Annotated in this window: 18 protein-coding genes and 5 tRNA genes; 7 read left to right on the top strand and 16 right to left on the bottom strand. The window is 70.2% G+C overall.

The window, feature by feature from the left end:
* Window positions 1-28: 28 nt before the first annotated feature.
* Entirely contained in the window at window positions 29-1,714 is a 1,686-nt protein-coding gene (locus tag ACGFWE_RS35760; protein WP_393604260.1) for a DAK2 domain-containing protein, read from the bottom strand.
* Window positions 1,715-1,971: 257 nt separating this feature from the next.
* On the opposite strand from ACGFWE_RS35760, the gene rpmB reads away from it, so the two are divergent.
* Window positions 1,972-2,157, top strand: a complete 186-nt coding sequence (rpmB, locus tag ACGFWE_RS35755; RefSeq protein ID WP_003993230.1) for a 50S ribosomal protein L28 — start codon at window positions 1,972-1,974, stop codon at window positions 2,155-2,157.
* Window positions 2,158-2,273: 116 nt separating this feature from the next.
* Here the strand turns inward: rpmB and thiD are convergent, their stop codons facing one another.
* Both thiD and ACGFWE_RS35745 read right to left on the bottom strand, forming a co-directional pair.
* On the bottom strand, window positions 2,274-3,068 hold the full coding sequence (thiD, locus tag ACGFWE_RS35750) for a bifunctional hydroxymethylpyrimidine kinase/phosphomethylpyrimidine kinase (protein ID WP_352389402.1): 795 nt from the start codon (window positions 3,066-3,068) through the stop codon (window positions 2,274-2,276).
* Window positions 3,065-4,033 carry a thiamine-phosphate kinase gene (locus ACGFWE_RS35745; RefSeq protein WP_352389401.1) on the bottom strand — a complete coding sequence of 323 codons (969 nt, stop codon included), beginning with the start codon at window positions 4,031-4,033 and terminating at the stop codon, window positions 3,065-3,067. Before ACGFWE_RS35745 ends, thiD begins: the two co-directional genes overlap by 4 nt.
* A 206-nt stretch (window positions 4,034-4,239) precedes the next feature.
* On the opposite strand from ACGFWE_RS35745, the gene ACGFWE_RS35740 reads away from it, so the two are divergent.
* Window positions 4,240-4,473, top strand: coding sequence for an Lrp/AsnC family transcriptional regulator (locus tag ACGFWE_RS35740; RefSeq protein WP_003997603.1), 234 nt, complete (start codon window positions 4,240-4,242; stop codon window positions 4,471-4,473).
* Window positions 4,474-4,493: 20 nt separating this feature from the next.
* The gene (locus ACGFWE_RS35735) at window positions 4,494-4,976 is read left to right on the top strand and encodes a DUF3515 domain-containing protein (RefSeq protein ID WP_352389400.1); all 483 of its coding nucleotides are present in this window, start codon (window positions 4,494-4,496) and stop codon (window positions 4,974-4,976) included.
* 13 nt (window positions 4,977-4,989) lie between these two features.
* Here ACGFWE_RS35735 and ACGFWE_RS35730 read toward each other — a convergent pair whose 3' ends face one another.
* The 3 genes from ACGFWE_RS35730 to ACGFWE_RS35720 all read right to left on the bottom strand — a co-directional run bounded on the left by ACGFWE_RS35730 (window position 4,990) and on the right by ACGFWE_RS35720 (window position 8,001).
* Window positions 4,990-6,147: a D-alanine--D-alanine ligase family protein gene (locus tag ACGFWE_RS35730; RefSeq protein ID WP_393604257.1), complete on the bottom strand. Its 1,158-nt coding sequence runs from the start codon at window positions 6,145-6,147 to the stop codon at window positions 4,990-4,992.
* Window positions 6,148-6,229: 82 nt separating this feature from the next.
* Window positions 6,230-7,240, bottom strand: coding sequence for an NAD(P)H-dependent glycerol-3-phosphate dehydrogenase (locus ACGFWE_RS35725; protein ID WP_352389398.1), 1,011 nt, complete (start codon window positions 7,238-7,240; stop codon window positions 6,230-6,232).
* Complete coding sequence (locus ACGFWE_RS35720; protein WP_352389397.1) at window positions 7,237-8,001, bottom strand: lysophospholipid acyltransferase family protein; 765 nt, start codon at window positions 7,999-8,001, stop codon at window positions 7,237-7,239. The genes ACGFWE_RS35725 and ACGFWE_RS35720 overlap by 4 nt, the downstream gene beginning before the upstream one ends.
* A 155-nt stretch (window positions 8,002-8,156) precedes the next feature.
* Between ACGFWE_RS35720 and cofC the strand changes: the two genes are divergently transcribed.
* Window positions 8,157-8,795, top strand: coding sequence for a 2-phospho-L-lactate guanylyltransferase (cofC, locus tag ACGFWE_RS35715; protein ID WP_393604254.1), 639 nt, complete (start codon window positions 8,157-8,159; stop codon window positions 8,793-8,795).
* A 9-nt stretch (window positions 8,796-8,804) separates the two neighbouring features.
* Window positions 8,805-8,996, top strand: coding sequence for a hypothetical protein (locus ACGFWE_RS35710; RefSeq protein ID WP_352389395.1), 192 nt, complete (start codon window positions 8,805-8,807; stop codon window positions 8,994-8,996).
* Window positions 8,997-9,067: 71 nt separating this feature from the next.
* Here ACGFWE_RS35710 and ACGFWE_RS35705 read toward each other — a convergent pair whose 3' ends face one another.
* The 4 genes from ACGFWE_RS35705 to leuC form a co-directional block, all read right to left on the bottom strand.
* On the bottom strand, window positions 9,068-9,724 hold the full coding sequence (locus ACGFWE_RS35705) for an HU family DNA-binding protein (RefSeq protein WP_352389394.1): 657 nt from the start codon (window positions 9,722-9,724) through the stop codon (window positions 9,068-9,070).
* A gap of 137 nt (window positions 9,725-9,861) precedes the next feature.
* Window positions 9,862-10,092 (bottom strand): hypothetical protein, encoded by a 231-nt coding sequence (locus ACGFWE_RS35700; protein WP_007384922.1) that lies wholly within the window; start codon window positions 10,090-10,092, stop codon window positions 9,862-9,864.
* Between the two features lie 277 nt (window positions 10,093-10,369).
* Window positions 10,370-10,963, bottom strand: coding sequence for a 3-isopropylmalate dehydratase small subunit (leuD, locus tag ACGFWE_RS35695; RefSeq protein WP_390001681.1), 594 nt, complete (start codon window positions 10,961-10,963; stop codon window positions 10,370-10,372).
* Between the two features lie 5 nt (window positions 10,964-10,968).
* Window positions 10,969-12,393: a 3-isopropylmalate dehydratase large subunit gene (gene leuC, locus ACGFWE_RS35690; RefSeq protein WP_352389392.1), complete on the bottom strand. Its 1,425-nt coding sequence runs from the start codon at window positions 12,391-12,393 to the stop codon at window positions 10,969-10,971.
* A gap of 191 nt (window positions 12,394-12,584) precedes the next feature.
* Between leuC and ndgR the strand changes: the two genes are divergently transcribed.
* Window positions 12,585-13,301 carry an IclR family transcriptional regulator NdgR gene (gene ndgR, locus ACGFWE_RS35685; RefSeq protein ID WP_007384919.1) on the top strand — a complete coding sequence of 239 codons (717 nt, stop codon included), beginning with the start codon at window positions 12,585-12,587 and terminating at the stop codon, window positions 13,299-13,301.
* Window positions 13,302-13,403: 102 nt separating this feature from the next.
* Here ndgR and ACGFWE_RS35680 read toward each other — a convergent pair whose 3' ends face one another.
* Complete coding sequence (locus ACGFWE_RS35680) at window positions 13,404-13,916, bottom strand: DUF4188 domain-containing protein (RefSeq protein ID WP_393604251.1); 513 nt, start codon at window positions 13,914-13,916, stop codon at window positions 13,404-13,406.
* Between the two features lie 79 nt (window positions 13,917-13,995).
* Here ACGFWE_RS35680 and ACGFWE_RS35675 point away from each other — a divergent pair, with 79 nt between their 5' ends.
* Window positions 13,996-14,640: a MerR family transcriptional regulator gene (locus ACGFWE_RS35675; protein WP_393604249.1), complete on the top strand. Its 645-nt coding sequence runs from the start codon at window positions 13,996-13,998 to the stop codon at window positions 14,638-14,640.
* Between the two features lie 50 nt (window positions 14,641-14,690).
* Here ACGFWE_RS35675 and ACGFWE_RS35670 read toward each other — a convergent pair.
* From ACGFWE_RS35670 to ACGFWE_RS35650, 5 genes are all read right to left on the bottom strand, one after another.
* Window positions 14,691-14,763 (bottom strand) — tRNA-Glu (locus ACGFWE_RS35670).
* 46 nt (window positions 14,764-14,809) lie between these two features.
* Window positions 14,810-14,881, bottom strand: a tRNA-Gln gene (locus ACGFWE_RS35665).
* Window positions 14,882-14,901: 20 nt separating this feature from the next.
* A tRNA-Glu gene (locus ACGFWE_RS35660) sits at window positions 14,902-14,974 on the bottom strand.
* Between the two features lie 62 nt (window positions 14,975-15,036).
* A tRNA-Glu gene (locus ACGFWE_RS35655) sits at window positions 15,037-15,109 on the bottom strand.
* Window positions 15,110-15,151: 42 nt separating this feature from the next.
* Window positions 15,152-15,223 (bottom strand) — tRNA-Gln (locus ACGFWE_RS35650).
* Window positions 15,224-15,295: the final 72 nt, after the last annotated feature.

The raw sequence follows: 15,295 nt of genomic DNA, 5'->3' as shown, positions 1-15,295 counted from the left end.
GGGCGGGACAGCTGATCGCCCCGGGGTTCTACTCGACCCCGATGAGCAGCAGGGCCCCCTGCCGTCCGCCCCGGTACACCACGGTGTCCACGGCGAGGTACGACTCCCGTACGCGCGCTTCCAGGTGGTCGGCGACGCTCTCGGGGGCCTCGTCGCCGAGGACGAGGGTGACCAGCTCGCCGCCGGCCGAGAGCATGCGGTCCAGGACGGCCTCGGCGGTGACGGTGACGTCCGAGCCGATCACCGCCACGTCCCCGTCGATGAGCCCGAGGACGTCACCGGCCTGGCAGATGCCGGCCATGGTCCAGGACTGGCGTTCGGCGACGGTGACCTCGGCGTAACGGGTCGCGCCGGCCGCCGAGGTCATCTGGACGACGTCCTCGTCGAACCGGCGCTCCGGCTCGTGCACGGCGAGTGCCGCGATGCCCTGGACCGCGGAGCGGGTCGGGATCAGCGCGACCCGGATGCCCTCCGTGCGGGCCTGTTCGGCCGCGGCGGCCGCGGTGTGGCGCAGGTCGGCGTCGTTGGGCAGCAGCACGACCTCGCGCGCGTGGGCCCGCCGTACGGCCTCCACGAGCTCTCCGCTCGCGGGCGGCTCCCCGGGGCGGGCGAGCACGGTGGTCGCGCCGGCCTCGGCGTAGAGCCCGGCCAGGCCCGCACCGGGCACCACGGCGACGACGGCCCGCTGGGCGCGCTCGCGGGGCGGCCGTTCGGCGCCGGTGGTGTGCACGTCACCGAGGCCGAAGTGCGTGATGCGGATCCGGTACGGCCGCCCGGCCTCGATGCCCGCCTCCACGGCGGCGCCGGCGTCGTCGACGTGCACATGGACGTTCCACAGTCCGTCGCCGCCGACCACCACGAGGGAGTCCCCGAGCGCGTCGAGCCGCGACCGCAGCCGCGCGACGGCGGTGTCGTCGGCCTCCAGGAGGTAGATCACCTCGAAGGCGGGACCTGCGGCGGCCTGGGCGTCGGCGCACTCCTCGGGGGAAGCGGGGGAGGCCGCGGAGCCCGTGGGGACTTCCCGGGTTGCCCCGCTCGTCACCGGCACCGCCCTGGGCGCCTCCCCCGTGAAGGTCTCCACCAGCGCCCCGAGCACCGCCACCAGCCCGCGCCCGCCGGCGTCCACCACTCCCGCCCGCTCCAGGACGGCCAGCTGGCCGGGTGTCGCGGCGAGGGCGGCGCGCGCCCCGTCGTAGGCGGCCCGGGCGACCGTCCCGCAGTCGCCCTCCGCTGCCCCGGCCGCTTCGGCGGCGGCCGAGGCGACGGTGAGGACCGTGCCCTCGACCGGGTGGGCCACGGCCTGGCGGGCGGAGTCGGCGGCGTACCGCAGGGCGAGCCCGAGTCCCGCGCCGTCCGTGTGAGTCGTCCCACCGTCGCCGGCGAGCACCTGGGCCATGCCGCGCAGCAACTGGGCGAGGATCGTGCCCGAGTTGCCGCGGGCGCCTATGAGGGCTCCGTGCGCCATCGCGCGCGCGGCGTCGGCGAGTGCCGGTTTCCCCTGGCCATGGGCGTCGTGGGCCTCGAAGACGGCCTCCACGGCCGCGACCGCCGACTCCGCCGTCAGATACAGGTTGGTGCCGGTGTCCCCGTCGGCGACCGGGTAGACGTTGATCGCGTCGATCTCCTCGCGCGCCCGGCCCAGCGCCCGCAGCGCCAGACCGCACCAGGTGCGCACCGCGAGAGCATCGAAGAATGTCTGCGGCACGTATGCCACCTGCGCCTCCTCGGGCTGCTGGACTGGACGCAGCGTAGACCCCGGGTGGGTGTCCACCGGAAGAGGGCCGGGAGTGAGTGCCTGGTCAACCATGGTAGTTTCGTTCTACTGGCGCAGTCGTTGTATGCTGCTCCGGTTGCCCGATCTGATCGGGCCATTCCCCCTGGCAGTGCCACTCAGATCCCTGATCCTACGATCTTCGATCCCGGCGTGCCGGGATCCGACCGTAAGTGCATCTGAAGTCTTTGGAGTGACCCGTGGCTGCCAACTGCGACGTCTGCGGCAAGGGGCCGGGCTTCGGCAACAACATCTCGCACTCGCACCGCCGTACGTCCCGTCGCTGGAACCCGAACATCCAGCGCGTCCGTACCGTGGTCGGCGGGACGCCGAAGCGCGTGAACGCTTGCACCTCGTGCATCAAGGCCGGCAAGGTCTCGCGCTGACGCACAGCTAAGCGCGCGGCCACTGCTGGTTCGCTGCACTGAGCCGGTCCACCGAGAGGTGGACCGGCTTTTTGCCGTGCCCGTGTACTAGGTGCCATGTCCTACATGCCCGTGTACTACGCGCCCGTCTGGCGGAACCGCCATCCATGATCCACGGGACCGATCCCGCCGCCGAGCGCGAACCCGGCGGCGATCGCACCGGTGACGTACTCCTTGGCGGCCGTCACCGCCTCCGGCACGGACTGTCCCTTCGCGAGCTGCGAGGCGACCGCGGAGGCGAGGGTGCAGCCGGTGCCGTGGGTGTGCCGGTTGTCGTGGCGGGGCGCGCGCAGCCAGTGCTCCACGGAGCCGTCGGTGAGCAGGTCGACGGCGTCGCCGGTCAGATGGCCGCCCTTGATGAGCACCCACTTCGGCCCGTACGACAGGACGGCGTCGGCGGCGTCCCGCAGGTGGGCCTCCGACTCGACCCGGACGCCGGTGAGCTGGGTCACCTCGTCGAGGTTCGGGGTGGCGACCGTGGCCACCGGGAGCAGCCGTCGCCGGACGGATTCCAGTGCGGACGAGGCCAGCAGCGAGTCGCCGTGCTTGGAGACACCGACCGGGTCGATCACCGCCGGGGCGTCGGTGGCGCCGATCAACTCGGCCACCGCCTCGACGAGTTCGGCCGAGGCGAGCATCCCGGTCTTGACGGCCTGGACGCCGATGTCGTCCACGACACTGCGGTACTGGGCCCGCACCGCCTCGACGGGCAGCTCCCAGGCGCCCTGTACCCCGAGGGAGTTCTGCGCGGTGACGGCCGTGACGACACTCATGCCGTGCACGCCGAGCGCGAGCATGGTCTTCAGGTCGGCCTGGATCCCGGCGCCCCCGCCGGAGTCGGAGCCCGCCACCGTGAGCACCAGGGGCTTCACGACTCGATGTCCCCGCCGAAGTGGTCCCAGCCGCCCTTGCTGGTCCAGGGCGCCCCGTCGACCGTCACCTGGGGCAGCGCCGAGGGGTTGAGGACCTCGCCGATGACCTTCCAGCGGGCGGGCAGTTTCACGTCCTGCGGGAAGGTCGCCACGATCGCGTGGTCCTCTCCCCCGGTCAGCACCCACTGGATGGGGTCGACACCGACGGCCTGCCCGATGTCGTGCATCTGGGTCGGGATGTCGATCGCACCGGAACGGACGTCGATACGGACCTTGCTCGCCTCCGCGATGTGCCCGAGGTCGGCGATCAGCCCGTCGCTCACGTCGCACATCGCGGTCGCGCCGAGCGCGGCGGCGGCCGGGCCCGCGTGGTACGGCGGTTCGGGGCGCCGGTGCGCCTCGACGAAGGCGCGCGGTGAGCGGAAGCCGCGGGCGAGCACCGCGTACCCGGCGGCCGACCAGCCCAGCCAGCCGGTGACCGCCACGAGGTCGCCGGGCTGGGCGCCGCCCCGGGTCACCGGCTCCTGGCCCCGCAGATCACCGAGGGCGGTGATGGAGACCATGATCGTGTCCCCTCGTACGACGTCCCCGCCGACCACCGACGCGCCCGCGACCTGGCACTCGTCGCGCAGGCCGTCCATGAGCTCCGAGGCCCAGGTCACGGGGAGTTCGGCGGGCACGACCAGGCCGAGCAGCAGGGCGGTCGGCACGGCGCCCATGGCGGCGATGTCCGCGAGGTTCTGCGCGGCCGCCTTGCGCCCCACGTCGTAGGCCGTGGACCAGTCGCGGCGGAAGTGCCGGCCCTCCAGAAGGATGTCGGTGCTCGCCACGACCCTGCGGTCGGGCGCGGCGACCACCGCGGCGTCGTCGCCGGGACCCACCCGGACCGCCGGGGTGGTGGTGAGACGGGAGGTGAGCTCCCTGATGAGCCCGAACTCGCCGAGCTCACCAACAGTGCCCTTCATTGCCCTTACGCCCCTTCTGTGCCGTGCCGTGCCCGGTCGCGCGTCATCAGTGTCCTCGATACGGTCGAGGGGACCGTGAACTTCTGCCGTGTCCGCACCCCGGCACGGGTGTCCGCGTCCCCGCGGGTCTCCCCGCGACGAGCGGCGACGCGATACCGTGGCGTTCCTTTTCCCCACATGATCCTCGTGGCCGCCCTGGAGGTTCCGTGGTACAGGCGTACATCCTGATCCAGACAGAGGTCGGCAAGGCGTCGACCGTCGCCGAGACGATCAGCAAGATTCCTGGAGTCATCCAGGCCGAGGACGTGACAGGACCGTATGACGTGATCGTCCGCGCACAGGCCGACACCGTGGACGACCTGGGCCGGATGGTGGTCGCCAAGGTCCAGCAGGTGGACGGCATCACGCGTACCCTGACCTGCCCGGTCGTCCATCTGTAGCCCCCGTCTACCCTTGGCCGGTGAACTTCTTCCGTCACCGGCCACTCGGCCTGTCCGCGCTCGCCCTGCTGATCACCGTCGCGGGCTGCTCCTCCGCAGACGACAGCGCGTCGGCGGCGGTTCCCTCGCCGGGAGCGGGCGTCACGAAGCTGTGCCGAGAACTGGACCGGGTACTGCCGTCCAAGGTCGACGACCAGGACCGTCAAGATCCCGAGCCCGCGTCCACGCTGACCGCGGGCTGGGGTGACCCGGCGATCATACTGCGGTGCGGTGTCCGGCGGCCCTCGAAGATGGACGATCCGGAGGCCGACGGCGTCGAGGTCGACAACGTGGGCTGGCTGCTGGAGAAGCAGGACGACGGGTCGTTCCGGTTCACCACGACCCTGCGCAAGGCGTACGTCGAGGTGACGATCCCCGAGGACCGCACCGCGGACGGCATGGCGCCGCTGGTGGACCTGGCGCCCGGCATAAAGAAGGCGATCCCCGAAGGGATCGCCGACTAGCCGCCCGCACCCGCTACCGGAGCCCCGTCCGCCTGCGAAGTGCCGCCTGGATCAGCCGGTCCACCAGCTCGGGGTAGCCGATCCCGCTCTTCTCCCACATCTGCGGGTACATCGAGATCGGCGTGAAGCCGGGGAGCGTGTTGATCTCGTTGATCACGAACTCGCCGTCCTCGGTGAGGAAGAAGTCCGCGCGGACCAGGCCCTCGCAGGAGGCCGCGTCGAAGGCGTCGACCGCGAGCTTCTGCACCTCGGCCGTCTCCTCGGGCGTCAGCGGCGCCGGCACGATCCCCGGGGTCGAGTCGATGTACTTCGCCTCGAAGTCGTAGTACGCGTGCTCCTGCGGCGGAGGGATCTCGGCCGGGACCGACGCGCGCGGGCCGTCCTCGAACTCCAGGACGCCGCACTCGATCTCACGGCCCCGCAGCGCCGCCTCGACCAGGATCTTCGGGTCGTGGCTCTGCGCCTCGGCGATCGCCTCGTCCAGGCCGGACAGGCCGTCGACCTTGGTGATGCCGATCGACGAACCCGCGCGGGCGGGCTTCACGAAGAGCGGCCAGCCGTGCTCGCCCGCGAAGTCGACGATCTTCTTGCGGGCCGCGGACTCGTCCCGCTCCCACTCGCGGGGCCGGATCACCACGTAGGGGCCGACCTTGAGCCCGAAGGAGGTGAACACCCGCTTCATGTACTCCTTGTCCTGGCCGACGGCCGAGGCGAGCACACCCGAGCCGACGTACGGGACGCCGGAGAGCTCCAGGAGGCCCTGGAGGGTGCCGTCCTCGCCGTAGGGGCCGTGCAGGACGGGGAAGACGACGTCGACCTCACCGAGCGCCTTGGGCACCGATCCGGGCTCGCTGTAGACGACTTCGCGGTTCGCCGGGTCCACCGGGAGCACCACACCGCCCTCGCTCGACTCGGCGAGTTCCTCGACGTTCGGCGTACGGCGCTCGGTGATCGCCATGCGTTCCGGTTCGTCGGCGGTGAGCGCCCAGCGGCCGTCCTGGGTGATGCCGATCGGCAGGACGTCGTACCTGGTCCGGTCGATGGCCCGCAGGACGGCGCCGGCGGTGACCACGGAGATCCCGTGTTCGGAGCTGCGCCCGCCGAACACGACGGCCACGCGCGGCTTGCGAGGCGGCTGCTCAGGGCTCTGGGGGAGGTTCTCGGTGCTCATATCGCGTTGAGAGTACCCGGTGGTAGTGCCCTGAGACAGCGCCCACCCCTGCGGCGAACGAGGCAAAAAACGACCCCGTGGCTCAGTGTCGCTCGGGCTTCGCGCTGCGCGACATCAGCTCCTTGACGGCGACCACCGGGGACTTGCCCTCGTGCACGATCCCGACGACCGTCTCGGTGATCGGCATGTCGACGCCGTGCCTGCGGGCGAGATCCAGCACGGACTCGCAGGACTTGACGCCCTCCGCGGTCTGCCGGGTGACCGCGATGGTCTCCTGCAGGGTCATGCCCTTGCCGAGGTTGGTGCCGAAGGTGTGGTTGCGCGACAGCGGCGAGGAGCAGGTCGCCACCAGGTCCCCGAGGCCGGCGAGTCCGGAGAACGTCAGCGGGTCGGCGCCCATGGCGAGTCCGAGCCGGGTCGTCTCCGCGAGACCGCGCGTGATGAGTGAGCCCTTGGCGTTGTCGCCGAGTCCCATGCCGTCCGCGATGCCCACGGCGAGACCGATGACGTTCTTCACGGCGCCGCCCAGTTCACAGCCCACCACGTCGGTGTTGGTGTAGGGGCGGAAGTACGGCGTGTGGCAGACGGCCTGCAGGCGCCGGGCCACCGCCTCGTCGGTGCAGGCGACCACGGCGGCGGCCGGCATCCGGGCGGCGATCTCCCGCGCGAGGTTGGGCCCGGTGACCACGGCGATGCGGTCGGCGCCGACCTTGGCGACGTCCTCGATCACCTCGCTCATCCGCATGGCGGAGCCGAGCTCGACGCCCTTCATGAGGGAGACGAGGACGGTGTCGGGCGCGAGCAGCGGGGTCCACTCGGCGAGGTTGGCGCGCAGGGTCTGCGAGGGGATCGACAGGATCGTGAAGTCGGCGCCGGCGGCGGCCTCGGCGGGATCCGTGGTCGCCCTGACACTTTGCGGGAGCTCCACCCCGGGAAGGTAGTCGGGGTTCGTCCGGCTGGAGTTGATGGCCTCGGCGACCTCCGGACGGCGTGCCCAGAGGGTGACCTCGCAGCCCGCGTCGGCGAGCACGACACCGAAGGCCGTACCCCATGAACCGGCGCTGAGAACCGCCGCCTTGACGGGCTTGCTCACTTGGTCTTCTCCCCCTCGTGGCCGTTCTGGGCGCGGGTCCGGCGCCGCTGCTCGATCCGCTCGCGGCGCGGGTCGTACGCCGCCTCGGGCGCCTTCTCGCCGCGGATCAACTCCAGCTGGGCGGTGACGGCGGCCATGATGACCTCGGTGGCCTCCTTCAGGAGGTCCGGGGTCATCTCCTTGTCGTAGAACGGCGACAGGTCCACCGGCGGCCCCGCGAGGACGTGCGAGGTCTTGCGCGGCAGGACGTGGAGCTTCTTGGCGTACGGCGGCAGCAGTTCGTTGGCGCCCCACTGGGCGACCGGGACCACCGGGCACTTGGTCTGCAGGGCCACGCGCGCGGCGCCGGTCTTGCCGACCATGGGCCACTGGGCGGGGTCCCGGGTGATGGTGCCCTCGGGGTAGAACGCGACGCATTCTCCGCGCTCCACGGCCTCGATGGCGGCCCGGAAGGCGCTGAGCGCGTCCGTGGTCTCGCGGTAGACGGGAATCTGCCCCGTGCCGCGCATCATGACGCCGACGAATCCCTTGTTGAAAAGACCGCTCTTCGCGAGGAATCGCGGAACGCGGCCGGTGTTGTACTGGAAGTGCGCGTACGCGAAGGGATCGATGTGCGAATTGTGGTTGACCGCGGTGATAAATCCGCCGTCAGCCGGAATGTGCTCCATTCCACGCCAGTCCCGCTTGAGCAGAACCATGAGCGGCGGTTTGGCGATCACCGCTGCCAGGCGGTACCAGAAGCCGATTCTGCGGCGGGGCACGCGGACACCTTCCTCTAGGGCCTGGGGGGCCGCACAAGTGTCACCCCGGGCCGTCTGTCTGTCGAGAACACCGTACGCCCCGCCACCGACACCGCCAGATGGGGCGCGTGACGACTGAGTGACAATGGCGGCGAGAAGAGAAGGACGGAACGCCGGTGCAGTGGACGTTGGTCATCCCCCTCAAACCCCTGGCGCGGGCCAAGAGCAGGCTCTCGGACACCGCCGGCGACGGGGTGCGCCCGGGTCTGGCCCTCGCCTTCGCCCAGGACACCGTGGCGGCCGCGCTGGCCTGCCCGGCGGTCGGGGATGTGGCGGTCGTCACGGACGACGCCCTCGCCGGCCGGGAGCTCGCGGCCCTGGGCGCCCGCATCGTCCCCGACGAGCCCCGAGGGGGCCTGAACGCGGCCCTCGCACACGGGGCAGCCGTCGTCCGGTCGACGCGTCCCGAAAGCCCCCTCGCGGCCCTGAACGCCGACCTTCCGGCGCTACGGCCCCTGGAATTGGCCCGGGTCCTGGACGCCGCCGCACAATTCCCGCGCGCTTTTCTCGCGGACGCCGCGGCATTCGGCACCACTCTGCTGGCGGCGCGGGGGGACGCGGAATTGCGTCCCGCCTTCGGCCCCGATTCCCGCGCCCGACATCGCGCCTCGGGAGCGGCGGAACTCCCCCTCACCGAGGTCGATTCCGTACGACAGGACGTGGACACCGGCGAGGACCTGCGGGCCGCGCTCGCGCTCGGGGTGGGCCCCCGGACGGCCGCCGCCGCGGCGCGGTTGCTGATTCCCGGGCAGTAGGCTGCGGCCATGCAGGCGACCGCGTACACGTACGACCCCGAAAGCCGCAGTGGGCAGGTGCTTCTCGACGACGGCACCCCCGTGCCCTTCGACGCGCCGGCGTTCGACGCGGGCGGTCTGAGGCTGCTGCGCCCCGGACAGCGCGTGCGCATCGAGATGACCGGGGACAAGGTCACCCTGGTGACCCTGCAGACGTTCTGAACCCCCTTGCACACGCCGCGGGCCGGACTCCGATGCGGAGTCCGGCCCGGCGCGTGAGTGCCCCTGTGCCCTTACCTCTTGCGGGCCGTGGCCTTCTTGGCGGTGGTGGTGCGAGCCGCGGACTTCTTGGCGGGCGCCTTCTTGGCGGTGGCCTTCTTCGCCGGGGCGCTCTTGGCCGTCGTCTTCTTGGCGGTGCCCTTGTTCGCGGCGGTGGTCTTCGCGGCGGTCCCGGTCGCCTTCTTGGCGGGGGCCTTCTTCGCCGTCGTCTTCTTGGCGGTGGCCGTGGTCTTCTTGGCCGTCGTCTTCTTGGCGGTGGCCGTGGTCTTCTTGGCCGCGGCGCTCCTGGCGGAGGTGGCCTTCTTCGCGGCCGCCTTCTTGACCGTGGCCGAAGCCCCGCCGGTCAGGCTGCCCTTGGGCGCCTTCTTGACCGCGACGTCGTTCTTGGGGAGCTTCTTCGTGCCGCTCACCAGGTCCTTGAAGCCCTGACCCGCACGGAAGCGCGGAACGGAGGTCTTCTTGACCCGAACCCGCTCACCGGTCTGGGGGTTGCGGGCGTAACGGGCCGGACGGTCGACCTTCTCGAACGAACCGAAGCCGGTGACCGAGACCCGGTCGCCCGCGACCGTCGCGCGGACGATGGCGTCCAGGACCGCGTCGACCGCGTCGGCGGCCTGCTGGCGGCCGCCCACCTTGTCGGCAATCGCTTCTACGAGCTGCGCCTTGTTCACGTCTTCCCCTTCGGAGACATCGCCCGAACGAAACTGCTCAGGCTTTTTCGCACGTTAGGCAGATATATACCGCAAATCAAACACGAAACGGGCTTATCACCCTTGTGCCGCAACGAACTCGACTGCTCTGGACTTGTTCAGCGTTCCTCTTCCGGGATTCGACCCGCGTCGAGGTCGGCCATGAACCCCTCCAGACGCCTTGTCGCTTCGACGACGTCGTGCTTGGCCGCGGCCGTAATGACCAGCAGCTTCCGGGTCAGCGCCATCCGTACGCCCTCCGGGACTTGCAGTGCGCGCACTCTTGCGTGCGCTTCCTTCAGTTGGTCCGCGACTGCCGCATAGAGCTCGAGTTGGCCGTCGTGTTCCATGCACAGATTGTGCCATCTGGGGCGAGTTGTCGCCTGCTAGGGGTGCAACTGCCGCCTCAAACGGCCTTCCAGGCACATCCGGAAGTCACGGCTACAAGGGACGCGTACCCCGACAACACCCGCCGTAACGTGGGAAGTTGAGCGGGCGTGTCGCGCCGCGCGAGGCCGTCCGGAGGCAGACACGGCCGTACCCCCGATCGGGCTGATCGGGGGTACGGCAGGGGTGTTGAGGTGGCCGAAACTCGACCTGTTCAGTTGCTCCGAAGGAGGGGCGCCGTCACGTCTGCAGCGTGCGCGGCTTGTACGAGGGCCGCTTGGCCTCGTAGGCGGCGATGTCGGGCTCGTTCTGGAGGGTGATGGAGATGTCGTCCAGGCCGTTCAGCAGCCGCCAACGGGCGTTCTCGTCGAGCTCGAAGGCGGCGGTGATGCCCTCGGCGCGCACCTCGCGGGCCTCCAGGTCGACGGTGATCTCGGCCGTGGGGTCCTTCTCCGTGAGTTCCTGGAGCGCGTCCACGATCTTCTGCTCCAGAACCACCGTGAGCAGGCCGTTCTTGAGCGAGTTGCCGCGGAAGATGTCGGCGAAGCGGGAGGAGATCACGGCCTTGAAGCCGTAGTTCTGCAACGCCCACACCGCGTGCTCACGGGAGGAGCCGGTGCCGAAGTCGGGGCCGGCCACCAGGACCGTGGCGCCCTTGCGCTCGGGCTGGTTGAGGATGAATTTCCCGTCCTTGCGCCAGGCCTCGAACAGTCCGTCCTCGAAACCGTCCCGGGTCACCTTCTTGAGCCAGTGAGCAGGGATGATCTGGTCGGTGTCGACGTTGGAACGGCGCAGCGGGACGGCCCGGCCGGTGTGCGTGGTGAATGCTTCCATGATTCTCAGACTCCAGCGGCGACAGGGGCGTCGGACAGGTCGGCGGGCGAGGCCAGATGGCCCAGCACCGCGGTCGCGGCCGCGACCTGCGGCGACACCAGGTGCGTACGACCGCCCTTGCCCTGCCGGCCCTCGAAGTTGCGGTTGGAGGTGGACGCGGAGCGCTCACCGGGGGCCAGCTGGTCCGGGTTCATGCCCAGACACATCGAGCAGCCCGCGTGCCGCCATTCGGCGCCGGCCTCCTTGAAGACGACGTCCAGGCCCTCGGAGACGGCCTGCAGACCGACCCGCGCGGAGCCCGGGACGACCAGCATGCGTACGCCGTCGGCGACTTTGCGGCCCTTGACGAGCTCGGCGGCGGCGCGCAGGTCCTCGATGCGGCCGTTGGTGCACGAACCTACGAAGACGGTGTCCACCTTGATGGAGGTGAGCGGCTGACCGGCCTCCAACCCCATGTACTCCAGGGCCTTTTCGGCGGCGTGGCGCTCCGAGGCGTCTTCGTACGAAGCAGGGTCGGGGACGTTCGCCGAAAGCGGCGCTCCCTGGCCGGGGTTGGTGCCCCAGGTGACGAACGGCGCCAGCTCGTCGGCCTTGATGACGACCTCGGCGTCGAACTCGGCGTCCTCGTCCGTCTTGAGGGTCTTCCAGTACGCGACGGCCGCGTCCCAGTCCTCGCCCTTGGGCGCGTGCGGGCGGCCCTCGAGGTAGTCGAAGGTGGTCTGGTCGGGGGCGATCATGCCCGCGCGGGCGCCGGCCTCGATCGACATGTTGCAGATGGTCATCCGGGCTTCCATCGAGAGCTTCTCGATGGCGGAGCCGCGGTACTCCAGGACGTAGCCCTGGCCGCCGCCGGTGCCGATCCTGGCGATGATCGCCAGGATCAGGTCCTTGGCGGTGACGCCGTCGGGCAGTTCGCCGTCGACCGTGATGGCCATGGTCTTCGGGCGGACCAGCGGCAGCGTCTGGGTGGCCAGCACGTGCTCCACCTGGGAGGTGCCGATACCGAACGCCAGGCCGCCGAAGGCGCCGTGCGTGGAGGTGTGGGAGTCACCGCAGACCACCGTCATGCCCGGCTGGGTCAGACCCAGCTGCGGGCCGACGACGTGCACGACACCCTGCTCGACGTCGCCCAGCGGGTGCAGCCGCACCCCGAAGTCGGCGCAGTTCTTGCGCAGCGTCTCCAGCTGGACCCGGGAGACCGGGTCCGCGATGGGCTTGTCGATGTCGAGGGTCGGGGTGTTGTGGTCCTCGGTGGCGATGGTCAGGTCGAGACGCCGCACCTGGCGACCGCTCTTGCGCAGTCCGTCGAAGGCCTGCGGGCTGGTCACCTCGTGCAGCAGGTGCAGATCGATGAAGAGGAGGTCGGGCTCGCCCTCGGCGCGCCGGACGACGTGGTCGTCCCAGACCTTCTCCGCGAGTGTCCTACCCATCGCTTTCCCTCCGGTCGGCCAGAGCTGCGCCGACCCAACTAGAAGCTCTTGTGGAGGCGACGCCCGTGGCCCCTGTTCCCGGGCACCCGCCGCCAGGCCCGTTGGTCTGCGGGCCGCTGTGCCTACAAGGGTTGCGCGTCTCACGAAAAAAGGAACTTGCGTTTCACAGAGTGAGACGTGAGTATCGTTTCATGGACAACAGTAGCGGCGTCGGCGTTCTGGACAAGGCAGCCCTTGTTCTGAGCGCTCTGGAGTCCGGACCCGCCACCCTCGCAGGACTGGTCGCGGCCACCGGACTGGCACGACCCACGGCCCACCGGCTGGCCGTGGCTCTGGAACACCACCGCATGGTGGCACGCGACATGCAGGGCCGTTTCATTCTGGGCCCGCGCCTCGCCGAGCTGGCCGCGGCCGCCGGCGAGGACCGCCTCCTCGCGACGGCCGGCCCGGTGCTCACGCATCTGCGGGACATCACCGGCGAGAGCGCGCAGCTCTACCGCCGCCAGGGCGACATGCGCATCTGCGTCGCCGCGGCGGAGCGCCTGTCGGGCCTCAGGGACACGGTCCCGGTCGGCTCGACGCTCACCATGAAGGCGGGCTCATCGGCGCAGATCCTGATGGCCTGGGAGGAGCCGGAGCGCCTGCACCGCGGCCTCCAGGGCGCCCGCTTCACGGCCACCGCCCTCTCGGGCGTACGGCGCCGCGGCTGGGCCCAGTCCATCGGCGAGCGAGAGCCGGGTGTCGCCTCCGTCTCCGCACCGGTACGCGGCCCCTCCAACCGCGTGGTGGCCGCCGTCTCGGTCTCCGGCCCCATCGAGCGCCTGACCCGCCACCCGGGCCGCATGCACGCCCAGGCGGTCATCGACGCGGCGGCCCGCCTCTCCGAGGCACTGCGCCGCACGGGCTGAGGGTGCCGGGATCGCCGTATCCCCGTCGGAGCAGGACCGGCCTCAACGCCGCGGCAGGTTCTGGACCGACGGGCAGACGACCCACTCACGGGCGCGGGTCCCCTAGGGAGTCACACTCCCGGACTTGTGCGCGAACCGTTCCTTCGCCGACCGCCCCCGCCGCTCCACCGGCACCTGTCCATGCGCGGCCGCCAGTCCGAACGCCGGCATGTCCGCGTAGATCGACTCGTACGACCCTTCCGGCACCACGTACGCCTCGTGCCACAGGCCCACGTGCTGACGCGCCTTCCCCGCCTTCTCCTTGCGGTTGATCATCGCCCACGCCCGGTGGTGGAACATCTCCGGCGAGTGCGCGTACGCGTACAGCTTCTCCTTGGACTCCCAGTACTGGACGACGTAGTACGTCCGCGGTGAGGCCGTCAGCAGGACGTGCGAGAGCAGTCCCCGCTCCGGCGCCCGCTGCAATTCCCGCAGCATCCGCGGCATGGCCAGGAGGACCGGCCCCCAGTGGTGCACGGCCCAGAAGTGGTTGATGCGCATGCCGATCAGCAGGACGACCACGTCTCCCTCCGTGGACGCGGTCGTGCGGCCTGCGGTGACCTTCTTCCCGAGCATGGGACCCCCTCGTTGGCGAGCTGCACTATCCGACTGCGAATGCTTGGATAGTGCCGGTATCCGAGAGGGGGCACAAGAGATGCGACTGGCCGAACTCAGCGAGCGCAGCGGGGTGTCCACCGCGACGATCAAGTACTACCTGCGCGAAGGGCTGTTGCCGCCGGGCCTCCAGATCAACGCCACGACGGCCGAGTACGGCGAGGACCATCTGCGCCGGCTGCGGCTGGTGCGGGCGATGATCCAGGTCGGCAAGGTGCCGGTGGCCACGGTCAGGGAGGTGCTGGGACACGTCGACGACGACTCCCTGCCCCGCACGATGCGCCTGGGCGCTGCGGTCTGGGCGCTGCCGCAGGTCCCGGAGCCGGACGCGGACGACGAGTTCGTGCGGGGCGCGCGGGTCGCGATGGAGGAGTTGCTCAGGGCACTGGGGTGGTCCCACGCCCAGGCCATGACGAGCGTCTCCCCGTCGTTCCGCTCCCTGGTGGTGGCGGCGGCCGCGCTGCGTCGTCTCGGCTACGACTGGAGTCCCGAAATGCTCGTGCCCTACGCGCGGTTGATGCGTCAGGTGGCCGAGCTGGACATGGCGTTCATGGAGTCACAGGCGTCGGAGGCCGAGAAGGCCGAGGTCGCGGTGCTGGGCGTGGTGCTCGTCGAGCCGATGCTCCGGGCACTGCATCGGCTGGCCCAGGAGGAGGAGTCGACACGGAGATACGGTCTCGAATGAACCCGGGACGCAGCGAAGGCCCTCCGCCTGAGCGAAGAGCCTTCGTCCTGTACCCCCGACCGGATTCGAACCGGCGCTACCGCCTTGAGAGGGCGGCGTGCTAGGCCGCTACACAACGGGGGCCCTAGCGATCCTGCACGCGTTTAATTTACAACGCCGCAGGTCCGAGCTGGTCTACCTGGACTCGAACCAAGAATGACGGTACCAGAAACCGTAGTGTTGCCAATTACACCATAGACCATTGCAATTTAAACTACTGCGTACCCCCGACCGGATTCGAACCGGCGCTACCGCCTTGAGAGGGCGGCGTGCTAGGCCGCTACACAACGGGGGCCCTAGCGATCCTGCATGAGCGTCAGCGGGTGCGACCCTGACTGACCCTCCGGGAAGGATCTGTACCCCCGACCGGATTCGAACCGGCGCTACTGCCTTGAGAGGGCAGCGTGCTAGGCCGCTACACAACGGGGGCTTTGCGGAGCTGGATCTCCGCGATGCAGATGAGCTCTGCGAGCTGGCCTACCAGGACTCGAACCTAGACTAACGGAACCAGAAACCGTCGTGCTGCCAATTACACCATAGGCCACTGGAACGCAACCTCCGGTGGAGATCTTGTTCTAGTTTGCGTCCCCGGTTCTCCGGCCTTTCGGCCCGCTCC

Source organism: Streptomyces sp. NPDC048523, from assembly GCF_043199815.1.
Taxonomy (GTDB): domain Bacteria; phylum Actinomycetota; class Actinomycetes; order Streptomycetales; family Streptomycetaceae; genus Streptomyces.
The sequence above is the reverse complement of the archived record's forward strand: the minus strand, read 5'-3'. Positions and strand labels throughout refer to the sequence as shown.

Coding starts and splice junctions, on each gene's coding strand:
- ACGFWE_RS35745 (WP_352389401.1), bottom strand. CDS start 4,033: ATGAAGGGCACTGTTGGTGAGCTCGGCGAGTTCGGGCTCATCAGGGAG.
- ACGFWE_RS35730 (WP_393604257.1), bottom strand. CDS start 6,147: ATGAGCACCGAGAACCTCCCCCAGAGCCCTGAGCAGCCGCCTCGCAAG.
- ACGFWE_RS35710 (WP_352389395.1), top strand. CDS start 8,805: ATGCAGGCGACCGCGTACACGTACGACCCCGAAAGCCGCAGTGGGCAG.
- ACGFWE_RS35700 (WP_007384922.1), bottom strand. CDS start 10,092: ATGGAACACGACGGCCAACTCGAGCTCTATGCGGCAGTCGCGGACCAA.
- leuD (WP_390001681.1), bottom strand. CDS start 10,963: ATGGAAGCATTCACCACGCACACCGGCCGGGCCGTCCCGCTGCGCCGT.
- leuC (WP_352389392.1), bottom strand. CDS start 12,393: ATGGGTAGGACACTCGCGGAGAAGGTCTGGGACGACCACGTCGTCCGG.
- ndgR (WP_007384919.1), top strand. CDS start 12,585: ATGGACAACAGTAGCGGCGTCGGCGTTCTGGACAAGGCAGCCCTTGTT.
- ACGFWE_RS35680 (WP_393604251.1), bottom strand. CDS start 13,916: ATGCTCGGGAAGAAGGTCACCGCAGGCCGCACGACCGCGTCCACGGAG.
- ACGFWE_RS35675 (WP_393604249.1), top strand. CDS start 13,996: ATGCGACTGGCCGAACTCAGCGAGCGCAGCGGGGTGTCCACCGCGACG.